The organism is Pseudoalteromonas sp. Ps84H-4, assembly GCF_024124645.1.
Taxonomy (GTDB): domain Bacteria; phylum Pseudomonadota; class Gammaproteobacteria; order Enterobacterales; family Alteromonadaceae; genus Pseudoalteromonas; species Pseudoalteromonas lipolytica_C.
Genome location: NZ_JAMXSK010000009.1, coordinates 1 through 16,862, shown reverse-complemented (window position 1 = coordinate 16,862; position 16,862 = coordinate 1). Strand labels below are relative to the sequence as shown.

At 41.8% G+C, this 16,862-nt stretch carries 12 protein-coding genes; 6 read left to right on the top strand and 6 right to left on the bottom strand.

Going from position 1 to position 16,862, the window contains the following annotated elements; all coding sequences use genetic code 11:
• Positions 1-26: 26 nt before the first annotated feature.
• Positions 27-776 (top strand): NYN domain-containing protein, encoded by a 750-nt coding sequence (locus tag NH454_RS09725; protein ID WP_253038887.1) that lies wholly within the window; start codon positions 27-29, stop codon positions 774-776.
• A gap of 300 nt (positions 777-1,076) precedes the next feature.
• On the opposite strand, the gene NH454_RS09720 is transcribed toward NH454_RS09725, so the two are convergent.
• From NH454_RS09720 to NH454_RS09700, 5 genes are all read right to left on the bottom strand, one after another.
• Positions 1,077-1,739 (bottom strand): class I SAM-dependent methyltransferase, encoded by a 663-nt coding sequence (locus NH454_RS09720; RefSeq protein WP_253038885.1) that lies wholly within the window; start codon positions 1,737-1,739, stop codon positions 1,077-1,079.
• 9 nt (positions 1,740-1,748) lie between these two features.
• Positions 1,749-5,402 (bottom strand): SbcC/MukB-like Walker B domain-containing protein, encoded by a 3,654-nt coding sequence (locus NH454_RS09715; protein ID WP_253038883.1) that lies wholly within the window; start codon positions 5,400-5,402, stop codon positions 1,749-1,751.
• Entirely contained in the window at positions 5,399-6,631 is a 1,233-nt protein-coding gene (locus tag NH454_RS09710; protein WP_253038881.1) for an exonuclease SbcCD subunit D C-terminal domain-containing protein, read from the bottom strand. Before NH454_RS09710 ends, NH454_RS09715 begins: the two co-directional genes overlap by 4 nt.
• Positions 6,632-6,700: 69 nt before the next feature.
• Positions 6,701-6,937, bottom strand: coding sequence for a hypothetical protein (locus NH454_RS09705; RefSeq protein ID WP_135926670.1), 237 nt, complete (start codon positions 6,935-6,937; stop codon positions 6,701-6,703).
• A 134-nt stretch (positions 6,938-7,071) separates the two neighbouring features.
• Positions 7,072-7,308, bottom strand: coding sequence for a hypothetical protein (locus NH454_RS09700; protein WP_135926671.1), 237 nt, complete (start codon positions 7,306-7,308; stop codon positions 7,072-7,074).
• 363 nt (positions 7,309-7,671) lie between these two features.
• Here NH454_RS09700 and NH454_RS09695 point away from each other — a divergent pair, with 363 nt between their 5' ends.
• From NH454_RS09695 to NH454_RS09680, 4 genes are all read left to right on the top strand, one after another.
• Entirely contained in the window at positions 7,672-10,110 is a 2,439-nt protein-coding gene (locus NH454_RS09695) for a M1 family metallopeptidase (RefSeq protein ID WP_253038880.1), read from the top strand.
• A complete protein-coding gene (locus NH454_RS09690) occupies positions 10,110-10,610 on the top strand; it encodes a DUF6702 family protein (RefSeq protein WP_199526124.1) in 501 nt (166 codons plus the stop codon). Before NH454_RS09695 ends, NH454_RS09690 begins: the two co-directional genes overlap by 1 nt.
• Positions 10,611-10,736: 126 nt before the next feature.
• Entirely contained in the window at positions 10,737-11,354 is a 618-nt protein-coding gene (locus NH454_RS09685) for an HAD family hydrolase (protein ID WP_135926674.1), read from the top strand.
• Positions 11,355-11,486: 132 nt separating this feature from the next.
• Entirely contained in the window at positions 11,487-12,212 is a 726-nt protein-coding gene (locus NH454_RS09680) for a YebC/PmpR family DNA-binding transcriptional regulator (protein WP_105180590.1), read from the top strand.
• Positions 12,213-12,571: 359 nt separating this feature from the next.
• On the opposite strand, the gene NH454_RS09675 is transcribed toward NH454_RS09680, so the two are convergent.
• The gene (locus NH454_RS09675; RefSeq protein ID WP_253038990.1) at positions 12,572-14,749 is read right to left on the bottom strand and encodes a malate synthase G; all 2,178 of its coding nucleotides are present in this window, start codon (positions 14,747-14,749) and stop codon (positions 12,572-12,574) included.
• Positions 14,750-14,975: 226 nt separating this feature from the next.
• Between NH454_RS09675 and NH454_RS09670 the strand changes: the two genes are divergently transcribed.
• Positions 14,976-16,577: an isocitrate lyase gene (locus NH454_RS09670; RefSeq protein WP_199526123.1), complete on the top strand. Its 1,602-nt coding sequence runs from the start codon at positions 14,976-14,978 to the stop codon at positions 16,575-16,577.
• Positions 16,578-16,862 lie beyond the last annotated feature (285 nt).

Here is a 16,862-nt window from a genome sequence, read left to right as displayed (position 1 = left end):
ACGCTGTTAAGTTGCAAGGAAGCACCATGAAGGATAAAGAAAAAATTGCAGTATTCATTGATGCTGATAATGCGCCTGCCCAGAAGATAGAAAAGGTACTTTCCGAGTTGGCTCGTTATGGTGTAGTCAATATTCGAAAGGCGTATGGAAACTGGAAAAATCAGAATCTGAAACCGTGGGAGGATGTACTCCACGAGTTCGCAATCCAACCCATTCAACAGTTTGACCTTACTAAGGGCAAGAATGCTACTGATATGGCATTAGTCATTGACGTCATGGATGTTTTATACACAAAAGATATTGATATTATTTGTCTAGTATCATCTGATTGTGACTTTACTCCGCTGGTAACTCGTTCATTAGCAGATGGCAAGTTCGTGATTGGATTTGGTGAACGTAAAGCACCATTAGCTTTCGTTAATAGTTGCTCTCGCTTCCTATATTTAGACGAAGACACAGGCAAAGAGTTGCCTATCCAAAAGCAAGGAAAGAATATAAAAAGTGACACCAAGCTAATCAATTTGCTGAGACAGGCAATTGAGGCAGTAGAAGAAGACGACGGTTGGGCTATGTTGGGGCCAATTGGCACTCACATTTCTAATCATGCATCTTTTGATCAGCGAAATTATGGATATAAGAAGTTAAGCGATTTGTTTCAAGCTATAGACCTCTTTGAAATGAAGAAAACTAATGGCTCTGTTTTATGGATTCGAGATAAAAAGAAAGCAAAGCAACTTAACAAGTCAAGGCAAGGGACGCAGCAAAGTTGCGCCTAGGCTTGAGGTTTTAGCCAATAGAAATTTATATACTAAATTCACCTAATACAGTCGATGACCTAAAGTTCAGATATGTTGTTGACTCAAGGCACAAAGCTGATATTCAAGGCAAGATTAAGCTCAACTATTAAGTGAAGTTATCAAGTTCAAAGAGTAAAGTTAGAACCATCGCGCGAAATAAATTTCGCGCCTACGTGATGTCGTTTTACTCTTTCCCCTTGTAACTCGCTAACTTTACCTAAGTTTGTTGGGTTTCGCTGCGCTCTACCCAACCTACGAGTTGACTGCTCTAGAACGTAGCTAACTCCCAACCACATACCCAGCAAAACCAAGCACTTTAAAATATTGTTTTGGGGTGCTGAAGCGGGTTTCATTCATTAACTCTGAAAAACGAATGCGGTCTAATGGGTAAAACTCGTGCTCTAGGTTGTGGCGCATGCGTTCTACGCCGACTTCTGTTAAACCTAACTGTGTACACAGCTGTAGTTGAGATTCGCGCTCAAAAGTGGTTTCTGGGCGCATTAAATCGGCAATGTATAAGTTGCTCGATTTCTTAAGCTTGCTGTGAATCGCTTTTAATAGCGCTTTTTTATCGCCGTTATCTTCAACAAAATGCATGACCAGTAAACACAGTGCGGCGTCACATTGAGTGTCGATGTCGTTGATATCACCGCAGTGTACTGATACGCGATCGCTGATGTTATGCTGGCCAAACTGTTGCTCGGCAATATCGAGCATGTCTTGTGAAATATCTTGAGCAATAAATTGCCAGCTTGGTTTTAGCGCCGCTAATTCGATGATTTCTTTACCTGTTCCGGCACCAACCACTAAAATGCGCGCATCATCGCTCAGCGTGGTTGCCAGTTGGGCGGCGGTTGCTTGATGTAATAGCTCATAACCTGGAACTAGGCGCAAAATACGTTCGTCGTAGTGACTTGCTTCTTCGTGATTAAAAGTTGGCATGCTAATCCTTTAAATAACAGAGATGGTCGAATAACCACCTGGTTTTTTCGCTACATGCACTTGCGTGGCAACGCGTTCGGTCATTTCAGATACGTGAGAAATAACCCCGACTTTGCGGCCTTGTGCTTGCAGAGAATCAAGAGCATCCATCGCGATGCTTAACGTTTCACTGTCCAACGTACCAAACCCTTCGTCGATAAACAAAGAGTTTATCTGTACTTTATTCGACGACAACGAAGCAAGCCCTAGCGCCAGTGCTAACGATACTAAAAATGACTCACCCCCCGATAATGTATTAACAGAGCGCTGCTCATCGGCCATGTCTTTATCGATAATAGCGATATCGAGCGTTTGCCCTATGGCTGTTAATTTGTAGCGTTTATTTAGTGTCTGTAAGTGACTATTCGCATAATGTAGCAGTATTTTTAAAGTTTGCGTTTGCGCTAAATTACGCATGGTTTTACCGCTGGCATCCCCTAGCACCTTATTGAGTAGATGCCAGTGCTCATAGCTTTTTTGCTGATCAACCAATTGCTTTTGTTTATCTTCAAGCGCTTGGCTATTTTGTTGATGGGTTTTAAGCTCCGTTGCAACTTGCAATAATGCGTTATTTGTTTGCACTTGTTGCTCTGTGGCTTGATTAAGCTGTGTTTGCAGCTCATCTTCACCGAGAGCTGGCTTATCTTTTTGATGCTGAGCCAATGCCTGTTGTCGTTGTTTTAAAAGCGCCTCTGCGTCTTTTAAGCTACTTTCGCTGGTGTGGTAATCTGCCAGAGTTTGTTTGATTTCAGCGGGGCTTATTGTTAATAACTGACTAACGGCTTGCTCATCTAAGCTTGGGTGCTGCGTTTTAAAATCGTTAAACCACAGACTAAAGCGCTTATTAAGTGCCCCTTGCTCAGCGGCGAGTTCTTTTTCACGCTCGTCAAAATTGGCGATTTGAATGGCTTGTTCGTCACGCGCCTTCACCGCATTACTATGGGTTGCTTGGGCAAGTTGTAGTGCCTGCTGCGCTGAATCTATCGCCTTTTCAAGCTCTGCTATAAACTCATCTACCGATATCGCTGCGTTACTAAATAACCCCTCGCGCTTTGATTGTATCTGCGTAAGTTCGTTTTGAGTTTGGCTTAGTTGCTCGTTGTACTGAGTTAAAGAGGTATGTGCTTCGTTAAGCTGCGGCGTTACATGTGCAAGGTGCTGCTCAATGGCTTTTAAGCTAGTTTTAAGCTCATCCGCCGTTTGCAGCGAAGCTTGATAAGCCTCAGCGTGCTCTGCAATGACCTCTAAAGAAATGCTTTGTGTATTGAGTGCCTGCCACCAAGGTGCACTGGTGAACTGTTGATTTAGTGCGGTATAGAGCTGCTCATGCTCATCATTGAGCTCATTTAAACGAGTTTGCAGATTATTTAGCTGTTGCTGCAATTCATTTAATTGCTGCTCTTTGCTATGTAGCGCTTGCCCTTGTTGATTATACTCAGCTTGCTTAGCCGAAAGCGTGTTTTGCAGCTGTTGTTGTTGTTCAAGGGTTTTGTAGTACTGCTGTTTTTGCAAGCTTAGCTGTTGCTGACGCTCGTTTAACTGATCTTCGGTTAAATCATTTAGCTCAGTTCGATTAGCCGCCATGGTTTCTTTGAGGCTCTGTTGTTGAGCGCTCAGCTCTGAGATCTGCCCTGTTAACGAGCTTATCTGTTGGCTGCATGCCGCCAGCTCATTACTTTTAGCTTGCTGTAATGCTTGCTGAGCTTTTAAGTGCTGTTTGGCGTTAGTTAACTGGTTGGTAAAGTCGTTAATAAGTTGACTAAATTGCTCGTTTACCATTTCTTCATGCATAAAGGGGTGCTCTTTTGAGCCACATACTGCACACGGCTCCCCAGCTTTTAAGGTGGCACGTAACTGGCTGACCCCTTCACTGGCTCTTAACTGCACTTGCTGTAAGTTTTGCTCACAAAACGAAACCTGCTGCTGTGCTTGCTCTGCACCTTGCTGCGCATCTTTCAATGCCGTTTGTAGTTGCTGCTCAGTTTGGCTTAATGTATTTAGCTGGGTTTGCCAATTTTTTAACTGCTGCTGATTAGTTTGCCACACTTGGCGCTTTTCAATCAGGTGCTTAATTGCCTCAAGCCCCGCATCAATATCCGCCATTGATTGGGTGTTTAAACTCGATTTAAAGGCGGCATCTTGCTCGTTTAAGCGCTTAATTTCTTGCTCAAGGGCTTGGTATTTAGTTTTACAGTGCTGCGCGGCTGCTTGCTGCTCTTCAATTTTAGGCTGAAGAGCTTTTACATTTTGCTGTGATTGGCTAATTGTGTGCAGTTGCTGGCTAAAGCGGCTTAACTCACTTTTATAGAATGACCAGTCTTTTGCTAATGGTTGCCATTGTGCATGTGTTTCTAAATAGCTATTTATTTGTGCTTGTTGCTCTAGCTGTTTTTGCTGCTCTGCTTTATGGCTATTTAGTGTATTACTCAGCTCTTGATGATGGTGCTTTGCTTTCTCTGCTTGTAATTTTTGCGCCGCTGTTTGCTGGTTTAATACAGCAAGTTGCTTATCTAGTTCACGGGCCAGGCTAATAATAGGTTGCGCGTCTTTTTGTGCTTGCTTAGCTTGGTTTAGTTGTGCGGTTTGCTTTTCAAGGGTTTGCTCAGCGTCTTTGATCAGCGTTTTATGATCAACGTTTAAAAGCTGCTTACGGTTTTTAATTAGTTGCTCATGTTGAACGCTAAGAGTCGCCACACGTTCGCGGTTATCTTTTATTTCTAGGCATTGCTGAGCTTGTTTCGCTTCAGTGGCTTTTTCAGCAAGCGCGTGCATTTGTTGCTGTAACTCTTGCTTGGCTTGCTCAGCTTGGTTTAGTTGTTGCTGCTGCTGAGATGCTTGTTTGTACCACGCTTGGTACTGTTCAAATTGTTTTATTTGTTTTTGCAACTCAGCAAGTTTAGCCTCAAGCGCTTTTTGTTCTGCTTGTTTCGTTTTGACCTGTTCAGGGCTTAAAACCTGATAGTTGCTTAAACTTAGCTTTAACTGCTCTAAAGCTTGCAGCTGTTCACGATGGCGTTCAAAAATTCGCTGGCCAATACGGCTGAATTTATCGGTGCCTGTTAAGCATTCAAGTAGTTGCGCACGCTCATCCCCAGTTGCTTTTAAAAAGGCGGCAAATTCATGCTGTGCAAGCAGTACTGCTCGTGAGAACTGCTCAAAGCTCAAGCCGATAATACGCTCGATTTCTTTACCAGCAGCACTCCTATCAGCAATTAGAGTTTCATCAGGTAATGAGTACAGGCTATGTTGTGCGGGTTGTAATTTGCCATCGGCTTTATTACGCGCTCGGCTAAAGCTTAATCTTGCGCGATATGATTGTTTGTCTTGGCCAATAAAGTCGACTTCGGCAAAGCCCTGCCCTGCCCCGCGGCGTAATAAGTTTCGCGAGTCATTGAGTTTGATATTGTCGCCGTTAAAGTCAATTTTATTGCCTGTATCACCACGTAATCTTGCTGTTTTGTTATAAAGCGCTAAGCAAATAGCATCGAGTAAAGTACTTTTACCCGCCCCGGTATCACCCGTGATGGCAAACAACCCCGCTTCTTTTAAAGGCGAAGCGCTAAAGTCGACTTCGGCGTCTAAGATAGAGGCTAGTTGATGAACACGAATCGCTAAAATTTTCATAGTAGATCCTCCGCATTCAATTCATCGATTACTTGGCTTAATAAGCTTTCTAGCTCTTTTGGTACAGCCTGCCCTGCCATATCTTTATTGTTTGCAAATGCTTGCTCTAAAAGTGAGTGTGGGTTTAGCGCTTCAATTTGCGAGACATCTTCAAATAGGGTTTGTTCATCGTCTTGCTGGCTGCTCTGCTGACGCACCCTTTCAATACCACAAAACTTAACCTGCTTACCTTCAAGGGCTTGTTCTATTTGTTCTCTGAAAGTGGTGTCAGTGTCATGGGCGCTCAATTTAACCCGCAGGTATGGCGCTAAATCTTCATCTGTTAAATCGAGTTGTTTTATAAGCTCACATAATTCGTTTAGTGGCACACAGTCTTTTTCTGGCAGCAACATGACTTTACAAAAGCTAGGAATGTAAAGGGGGTTTACAGTAGTACCTGAGTCACTAAGCTCAACTATCACAACTTGATGCTGATAGCGTCTTTCAGAAAATGACATCGGCATTGGCGTGCCACTGTAGCGAATGGTGTCTTTTTTGGCGACGGTTTGTGCTTTATGAAGGTGCCCTAGCGCGACATAATCAGGTTGATCTGTAAATATGCTAGCCGATATTGCATCTTCGCCACCAATAACTAAATTGCGTTCAGAATCTGATGAGATGTCTCCGCCTTTTGCATGTAAGTGGCCCATCGCAATTAATGGCGCATTTGGTAATTCACTTGCGGCTTGTAATGCATCTTTATAAGCAAGGGCAACGGCTTGGTTATAACTTAACTGTTGCTCTTGTTGGCGGTTATAGCTGCTTAAATCACTGCTACGTAAAAATGGCATGGCAACAACATTCGCATCGCCGTTTTTTGTGCTGATTGGCAGTACTACTTCATGAGGGGCGTTACTATCAAAGCGGCCAACAACATGCGTATCAAATTGAGCTAATAAAGGTTTTGCAGCCATTATCCGATTTGCAGAGTCGTGGTTACCAGCAATAATGACTATGTGTAAGTCAGGGCAATGCTGCTTGGTGGTTTTAATAAATTGGTAGAGTTGGTTTTCTGCGCTGGCAGGTGGTGTTGCCGTATGATAAATGTCACCCGCAACTAGCAGTAAGTCGATCTGTTCTGAAACAAGCGTATCGGTTAACCAAGCTAAAAACGCTTGATGTTCATCGAATCGGGAGTGCTCGTAGAATTGTTGGCCTAAATGCCAATCAGATGTATGAAGGACTTTCATTTAACGCTCTTATTATTTATTAAGAGCGTCAATATACCTAAGCTGAGCCAAGATGCCCAGCCTGGCTTGCTAACTTAAGCTATACCAGGCAAATACAACCATAGGTAACGCCAGTAGAGCCATAATTAATGGTACTTTAAGCGCTTTAGTTTGCTTTGCTTGTAATATTTTAAGTGCATTACTTTCATTACAAGCTGCTACTTTATCAATATAAAAATACCCTGAATCTAGGTACTGTTTACAATTTTGTTCGTCCGCTGGAATTGCAATTAGTTCTTGTTGTTTTTTTAGGATATAAAAATCCATACGCTCACCGAATTCTATGCTGATTACCAAAACATTTTGAGGCGCAATTACGAACTACGCAGACCCCAAAATCAAAAAAGTGGGCGATTTTAAATATAAATGGCAGTAAATTTCAATAGAAAATGCCATAAAATTTAATTTATTGCGAAAATAAATATAACAAAGGATAAAATTATGAAGGCAGTTGGGTAAATCAGCCATTTTTTTGGCCTTTTTATCACCGGGTTTGTGCGCGATAATGCATCTGACTCATCACAGGCGGCAATCACTTCTACAAATTCAAAACCACGATTTTCGTACTCGTTAAGAATTGCTTCTTGAGCTGGAATGGCTGCTAAACGAGAGTCTTTCTTTACAATATAAAACTTCATCTAATCACCCTTCATTTTTAAGCTTATGTGCAAAATTTGACGGTATCTTTATTACACTTCAGTCACATTATTTTATGCATTTAACAGACCATTTAATCTTTCTTTAGATAGTTAAACTAGTTAAACAAAAACCTTTATATTTAACATTAATACTTTGGCATGAATTTGTGCTGAACTAAAATTGAGCAAGTGTAATGTAAACCCCCTTTACACTTGTACTTAAAAGGCTATTTGGCAGGACAAAAATAAATAGTTTTAAAAGTATGAATACTACCTGAAAAATACCGCACTTTATCGTTATTTTATTGCAACTTTGTTAGCAGTTTGAGAAGGTACGCTCACGCAAAATTTACAGGATTAACAATGAAAAAAGCAATTCTAACGCTGAGTGCTTTGGTGTTGCCTTTAGCTGTATCGTCTACGGTTATGGCATCATCAGTTGAGCAAACAAAAGGTTCATTTGTTGACAAGTTTCGTCAACTGGATGAAGCACTCCCAACTCCCAATGTTTATCGTAGTGCCGCTGGAGCACCTGCAGAAAATTACTGGCAGCAACAAGTTAACTACGACATCGACGTAAAGCTTGATGAGAAAAAACGTCGTTTAACGGCAAGTCAGAAAATTGAGTACAAAAATAATTCACCTCATACATTAAAGTATCTTTGGTTACAGTTAGACCAAAATATCTTTAAATCTGACTCAATTGCAGAAATGACATCAACCTTCAATGGTAAAACACTGCAAGGTGACCCTCAGCCAAAATCAACTAAATTGAGCTTAGGTCAGTTACGTCGTCAGCAATTCATGGCCGACAACGAGCTGGGTTATCAAATCGCCAATGTTAAAGACGAAGACGGAAAAGAGCTTAAAGTTACTGTAGTAGATACCTTAATGCGTATCGACTTAAACGAGCCGCTTAAACCGGGTAAAGACGTTGAGTTCAGCATGGACTTCGCCTTTAACATTGTTGAAGAAGATGCCGTGGGTGCTCGTTCGGGTTATGAGCACTTTGAAGAAGATGGTAACGATATCTTTTTGCTAGCACAGTGGTTCCCGCGACTTGCTGCATACACAGACTACGAAGCATGGACAAACAAAGCATTCTTAGGAAGTGGTGAGTTTACGCTTGAATTTGGTAACTACGATGTAGAGATCACCGTGCCAGCTGATCACATTGTATCTGCAACCGGTAAACTTGATAATGCTCGTAATGTACTGACTAGCACGCAGCGTAAACGTTTAGAAGAAGCTGAAAACGCTAAACGACCTGTTTTCATCGTGACTGAAGAAGAAGCGCTAGAAAACGAAAAAGAAGGCACTGATAAAACGAAAACATGGCATTTCAAAGCTGAAAATGTTCGTGACTTTGCATGGGCTTCTTCACGTAAATTTATGTGGGATGCTAAAGGCTATCATCAAGGTGGTAACGATCAGCCGTTAGTGATGGCGATGTCTTTCTACCCGAAAGAAGGCGGCGACCTTTGGAAAAAGTACTCTACTGAAGCTGTCGTTCATACAATGGAAGTGTATTCGCGCTTCTCATTTGATTACCCTTACCCTGTTGCTCAGTCTGTAAATGGCCCTGTAGGTGGTATGGAGTACCCAATGATCACCTTTAATGGACCGCGAACTGACCTACAAGACGATGGTACTCGTACATACTCACAAGCTGAAAAGCGCTTCTTAATTGGCGTTGTAATCCACGAAGTTGGTCATATTTACTTCCCTATGGTCGTTAACTCTGATGAACGTCAGTGGACGTGGATGGATGAAGGTTTAAATAGTTTCTTAGATGGAGTTGCAGGTCGTGAATGGGACCACACAATTCCGTGGGGAGTTGAACCTCGCGATATCGTTGAGTATATGAAGTCAGAAAACCAAGTACCGGTGATGACTCAGTCAGACAGCGTATTGCGTTTAGGCCCAAATGCTTACACTAAGCCTGCGGCGGCACTTAACATTTTACGTGAAGTGATCCTTGGCCGTGAGTTATTCGACTTTGCATTTAAAGAATATGCACAGCGTTGGAAGTACAAACGCCCTACTCCGGCTGATTTTTTCCGTACTATGGAAGAAGCGTCTGGTGTTGATTTAGATTGGTTCTGGCGTGGCTGGTTCTACACCACAGATCACGTTGATATCTCGCTAGATAAAGTTTACCAACTACGTCTAGATACGAAAAACCCTGATATCGACTTTAATCGTTTACGCGATATCGAAGCTGATAAGCCAATGCCGTTATTCGTAAAACGTAATAAAGAAGAAGGTAAAAAACTGTGGGTTGAAGAAAACCCAGATGTAACTGACTTCTATGACGAAAATGACCGCTTCACGGTAACTAATAAAGAGCGCAACGCGTATAACAAATTCCTAAAAGGCTTAGAACCTTGGGAACGTAAAACGTTTGAGCGTGCAATCAAAGAAGATAAAAACTACTACGTACTTGAGTTCTCAAACTTAGGTGGTTTAGTAATGCCTATCTTATTAGAGCTTACTTATGAAGATGGTACGAAAGAAGAGCAGTACATTCCTGCTGAAATCTGGCGTCGTAATCACAAGCATGTTCAAAAGCTCATTGTCACAGACAAGGGTAAAAATCTAGTGTCTGTTACAGTTGACCCGCGTTGGGAAACTGCGGATGTTGATGTAGAAAACAATAACTATCCGCGTCGTATTATTCCATCACGTATTGAAGTGTACAAACGTGAGAAGAGTAAAGCGAAAGTTAGCCGCGATATCATGCAAGATATTAAAACTGAGCTGAAAAAAGACGACGAAAAAGATGCTGAGGAGCAACAATAATGCGCTTTGCAGCCATTATTTTTGCTTTATTACTGAGTGCGCCAACTATGGCGCACCAGTTAAAAGCATCTGTAACAACGGTACTTTTTAATAAACGCACTAATAATATTGAGCTAATGCATCGCTTTTATTTACACGATACTGAGCATGCGGTAGAGCACTTATTTGACGGTCATGCTGATATTTTAAGTAATAAAGACGACCAAAAGCGTTTTGCTGATTATGTTGAGTCACATATTGCCCTACAAACTTTAGATGGTAAGCCGCTTGAGCTTAAAGATGTGGGTGCGCAAGTTGATGGTAAATTCTTTTGGGTTTATCAAGAAGTAACGATCCCTGAGGGAATTCATGGTATTCGAATGAGCAACGGAGCATTACGTGACCTGTGGCCAGCACAAGTTAATATGGTAAACATTGAAGGCAAAGGTAAAGTTAAAACTCTTACGTTTAGTCAAGATGACACTTGGCTTGAGGCAAGGTTTGAGCCTGTTGAACCATAATTTTCTTATACTAAAGGATTAAAAAAGTTACTTTTTTAATCCTTTGATCCTTTAATTAACTGATTTCGTAAACTATCTTATTAATGGGCACCAAAACTTTCCCAATTCTCATATACAGGGATTTATATGACTATCCATGACAACAATATACGCGGTGTAATCTTCGACTTAGATGGTACCTTGGTCTCTTCTGAACTTGACTTTTCATTAATCAAAGCGCAGGTTGGCTGTCCTGTAGAAAAAGACTTACTCGCTTATATCGCTTCTTTACCTTCACCTTATATGCGTGAAGAAGCGATGAACATAGTACATCAGCATGAATTGTTAGATGCCCAGCACTCACATTTACTTCCTGGTGTTGCAGATGCCATCACACGGTTAAAAGAAAACAATATCCCAATGGCAATTGTTACTCGAAACTATGACCGTGCTGCTGCCATTAAATTAAAGAATAACCCTTTACCTATAGAAACAGTGTTAACTCGCTCTGATGCGCCTGCTAAGCCCGATCCAAGCGCCTTGAATGCTATTGCGACATTATGGGAGCTTGATCAGTCTGAGCTACTTTATGTTGGTGATTACTTATTTGATATTCAAGCTGCCCATAATGCAAATATGCGCGCTTGTTTGTACGCTCCGGATGAAATTCCTGAATACGCAAATCAGGCTGACTACGTACTGCATCATTTTTCAGACTTACCTAAATTGGTTGGCTCATTTCAAGAAAATAAGATGTTATGTTAAATAGACTTGTTTTTTATTTTTCCTGAGATTTATTGTTAGTTTTTTATTTTTCAAAATGCCCTAGTACTAGCCCAAGCGTTCATGAGTTGCTAAAATATCGGCAATTATCAAATGTATTCATAGAGGCATAAGATGGGCAGAGCATTTGAAGTCCGCAAAAACGCCATGGCTAAAACAGCCAATGCAAAAACTAAAGTAAATTCTAAGTACGGTAAAGAAATCTACGTTGTTGCTAAAAATGGCGAACCTGATCCAGAAGTTAACCAAGCGCTAAAGCGTATTATTGAGCGTGCGAAACGAGACCAAGTACCAGCACACGTAATCGATAACGCAATTAAAAAAGCGGCCGGTGGGGCAGGGGAAGACTATTCTCCAGCACGTTATGAAGGCTACGGCCCTGGTAACTGTATGGTTATTGTTGACTGTTTAACTGATAACCCTAACCGTACTATCAAAGATGTACGTTTACCGTTTACAAAAACAGATTCAAAAATTGGTACACCGGGTTGTGTAGCGCATATGTTCGACCACTTAGCTGTTTTAGGCTTTGCCGGTGATGACGACGAAGTGGTACTAGAAGCGCTAATGATGGCTGATGTAGACGTAACAGATGTAGAAGTAGAAGATGGCAAAGTGTCAGTATTCGCTCCTCACACAGAGTACTACAAAGCAAAAACAGCCCTTGAAGAAGCATTTGAAGGTATTAACTTTGAAGTAGACGAAATCACGTTTGTTCCACAAGTTCATACAGACATCACAGATCCAGATGATATCGCAAACTTTGAAAAGTTTATTTCTATGCTAGATGACTGTGATGACGTGCAAAACGTTTATCACAATGCGATTGTCAAAAACTAATTTTAAAAAATTAGTACGTATTAGTACGTGAAAAGGGGCATTTGGTAACAAATGCCCCTTTTTTAATAGATTTTTATTATGCCATGAATGATGAGTATTCACTGTCGTTATGAGTTTATACCAATACGCTTAATTTAGTGGTCTATTTTGAGGCAATAAAACCTCGTTGATAACAAGGCAAAAATTTCGTTATTTAGTTGTTCTAAATCAGAAATTTTTAACGCAGGTAGCGACAGGTTTAATCCCTCAAAATAATTAAGTATTATTGCGGATTGGTATCAATTGATATTAGTCAAAAAAAAGCAGCCCTTAGGCTGCTATGAACGACACATGAAACTCGAAGGAGAGTTGTGTAGTGGCTAATTTAACGACTTATATTTTATACGGAACGCATGCAATAATGGTTCAGTATAACCACTAGGTTGTTTAACTCCCTCTAAAACAAGGGCTAACGCTGCTTGATAAGCAACGCTTTGCGCTAAGGTTTCGGCTGAATCAGCCATATTTTTGTAAGCAGGATCACCTTCATTTTGGCCATCAACGACTTTCGCCATGCGTGCCATGGTTTTTCTAATTTGCTCTTCAGAACAAACACCATGATACAGCCAGTTGGCCATGTGTTGGCTTGAAATACGCAGTGTGGCACGGTCTTCCATTAAGCCAACATGGTTGATGTCTGGTACTTTTGAGCAGCCAATACCTTGGTCAATCCAACGCACAACATAACCTAAAATACCCTGTGCATTGTTATCAAGTTCGGCTTGAATATCTTCTTTGCTTAAGCTGCTGGCATCTTTCATAAGCGGTGGAGTGAGTAAGCTGGTAAGGCTTGCTTCTTTACGGTCCATAAGCGCTTTTTGGCAAGCAAATACATCAATATCGTGATAATGCATTGCATGCAGAGTTGCAGCGGTAGGAGAGGGCACCCACGCGGTATTTGCACCACTTTTCGGATGACCACTTTTTTGTTCCATCATTAACGCCATTTTATCTGGCATTGGCCACATACCTTTACCAATTTGTGCTTTACCACTGAGACCTGTAGCTAAGCCAATATCAACGTTGCGGTCTTCGTATGCGCTGATCCAAGGCTCAAGTTTAATAGCGCCTTTTGGCAATACTACACCTGCTTGCATTGAAGTATGAATTTCGTCACCAGTACGGTCTAAGAAACCGGTATTGATGAATACAACACGGTTTTTAGCCTCGAAAATACAGGCTTTTAAGTTAGCTGAAGTACGACGTTCTTCATCCATAATACCCATTTTAATGGTGTTTGCTGGTAAGCCTAGCAGCTGCTCAACGCGGGTAAATAGGGTATTAGTGAATGCCACTTCTTCTGGGCCATGCATTTTTGGTTTGACAATGTTAATGCTATTAGCCGTTGAATTTTTGAGGGTGCTTGTGCCTTTTAAATCATGAAGCGCTGCAGTGCTGGTGATAATGGCATCCATAATGCCTTCAAACACGTCATTGCCTTCACTATCTTGGATTGCAGGGTTAGTCATTAAGTGGCCAACATTACGCACAAACATCATGCTACGGCCTTTTAGCGTGATTGTTTCCCCATTTACACCTTGATATTGGCGGTCTTGTGCTAAACGGCGCTCAATGGTTTCACCGCCTTTGTTAAATGCTTCTACAAGATTTCCTTGCATTAAACCAAGCCAGTTTTGATATACGTTTACTTTGTCTTCAGCATCAACGGCAGCAACGGAATCTTCACAGTCCATAATCGTTGTAAGGGCTGCTTCTAGTAGTACATCTTTAAGGCCTGCTTTATCTGCTTGGCCTATTGGATGATGATGGTCGATTTGCAGCTCTATATGTAAGCCATTATTTTTCAATAAGATAGCGCTTGGATTTTGCGCTTCACCTTGGTAACCAATAAGTTGTTCAGGGTTAGCTAGGCGAACCTGACTGCTGTCACGTAATGTGATTAAAAGCTCATTATTTACCACTGCATAGCTGGTACTTTCGATGTGTGAGCCATTTGCTAAAGGCAATGCTTTATCGAGGAACTGGCGGGCATAAGCCATTACTTTAAAACCGCGTACTGGGTTGTATGTAGAGCCTTTTTCGGCGCCGTCATCTTCACTTAAAACATCAGTGCCGTACAGCGCATCATACAACGAGCCCCAGCGAGCATTCGCTGCGTTTAGAGCAAAGCGTGCATTGCTTACTGGCACAACAAGCTGCGGCCCCGCGGTGCTGGCGATTTCAGGCTCAACCTGCTCGGTTTCGATGCTGAAACTAGCTGGCTCAGGAACGAGATAGCCAATATCTTCAAGAAATGCTTGATAGTTAGCTGCATCCCATACCGGTTGCTGCTTGTGATAGTCATCAATCTTGGCTTGTAGTTGTTCGCGTTTTTCTAAAAGCGCGCGATTGATTGGCGTTAATTCATTGACGATATCAGCAAAACCTTGCCAAAAAGTATCTGTGCTAATGCCTGTTCCTGGTAGAAGTTGCTGTTCAACAAACTGTGCAAGTTGTTGATCAACGCTTAAACCGTTAAGTGAGAGAGTGGTCATAATAATGTCCTTTAAACGAGCGTAATTTGATCATTCATGGTTCAACCATATCGTAAAAAAGGCTAATAAGCAGGCTATTTACCATTCACTAAAAATATAGTGGCAATAACAACTATAAATTTACTAAATCCAAAAAATCCGCCTAATGTTGAATTAAGCGCTACGAAGCAAACGCCAGTAGCCACTCTCACTAACAAAAAATAGATAACCCGTTCGAAGGACTTTTATTATGACAACATATCAACGCGAAACCGATAACCTAGCTACTTTATGTCAAACACAAGGCAAAACGTGGCAGTCAATCAACCCTGAATACGCAAGCCGTATGCGCTTACAAAACCGTTTTCGTACGGGTCTAGACATTGCTCAATACACTGCAGACATTATGCGTGCAGACATGGCAGCCTACGATGCTGACCACAGCCAATACACACAATCATTAGGTTGTTGGCATGGTTTCACTGCACAGCAAATGATGATGGCAATTAAACGTCATAACAAAACAACTAAACGTAGCTATGTATACCTAAGTGGCTGGATGGTTGCGGCACTTCGCTCTGAGTTTGGTCCATTACCTGACCAAAGTATGCATGAAAAAACGTCTGTTCCAGCGCTAATCGAAGAAATCTATACCTTCTTAAAGCAAGCAGATGCACGTGAGCTTGACCACCTTTACAAAGACCTAGACCAAGCGAAAGCAAACGGCGGTGACGTTCAAGCTGTGCTAGATAAAATTGATAACTTCGAAAGCCATGTTGTGCCAATTATTGCTGATATCGATGCGGGTTTCGGTAACGAAGAAGCAACTTACCTACTGGCTAAAAAGATGATTGAAGCGGGTGCATGTGCTATCCAAATCGAGAACCAAGTATCTGACGCAAAACAATGTGGTCACCAAGCAGGTAAAGTAACTGTACCGCATGAAGATTTCTTAGCAAAAATTAACGCAGTGCGTTACGCATTCTTAGAGCTGGGTATTGATAACGGCATTATCGTTGCTCGTACAGACTCATTAGGTGCAAGCCTTACTCAAAAAGTGCCAGTATCTAAAACACCTGGCGACCTTGCTAGCCAATACACGTCGTTCCTTGAAACAACACCAGTAAACAGTGTTGATGACTTAAACGAGGGCGACACAGCAATGAAGCTTAATGGCCAGCTTTGCAAACCAACACGTTTAGATAATGGTTTATACCAGTTCCGTGAAGGCACAGAGAAAGACCGCGTAGTTCTAGACTGTGTAACTAGCTTACAATCAGGCGCTGACTTACTGTGGATTGAAACAGAAAAACCAAACGTTAAACAAATCGCTGAGCTTGTTAACCGCGTTAAAGAGCAAGTACCTAATGCTAAGCTGGTATACAACAACTCTCCGTCGTTCAACTGGACACTTAAATTCCGTGAGCAAGTATATGCTGAGTGGCAAGAGCAAGGTAAAGACTTATCAGCTTACCCAAGCATCGATGACAATAAGGCATTAATGGCACCAGAAATGGATGACACAGAGCTTGCGGCGGCAGCAGACGTACTTGTGCAAAACTTCCAAAAAGATGGTGCACGTGAAGCGGGTATCTTCCACCACTTAATCACGCTACCAACTTACCATACAGCGGCGCTAAGCACTGATATTCTATCAGAAGGCTATTTCGGCGACCTAGGCATGCTAGCGTATGTTCGCGACGTACAACGTCAAGAAATTCGCCGTGAGCAAGCATCAGTGAAACACCAAGACCTAGCAGGTTCTAACATTGGTGATACTCATAAAGAGTACTTCTCTGGTGAAAATGCGCTTAAAGCCGGTGGTGAAGCAAATACTATGAACCAGTTCTAACCAAGTTGTAATTTCCTTTATAGCTATTCAATAATGTTGTTAGGGGCCTTCGGGCCCTTTTTCACATTTTAGCCGTCAGCTTTCAGCCGTCAGACTCGTTTCACACCTATTTGTAGCAGCGGGTTTACCCCGCGTCATCAGGCGCTAGGCCCTAGGTTCTAGTACTCTTTCACATATATTTTGATCAGTTGCCCCTACTTAAATTCAGGTAACTGATCTTTTTCAATCAATAATTCAATACTCCTGCTTTTTCCAGTAACTGATGTTATAAATTTCTTCTTCTTA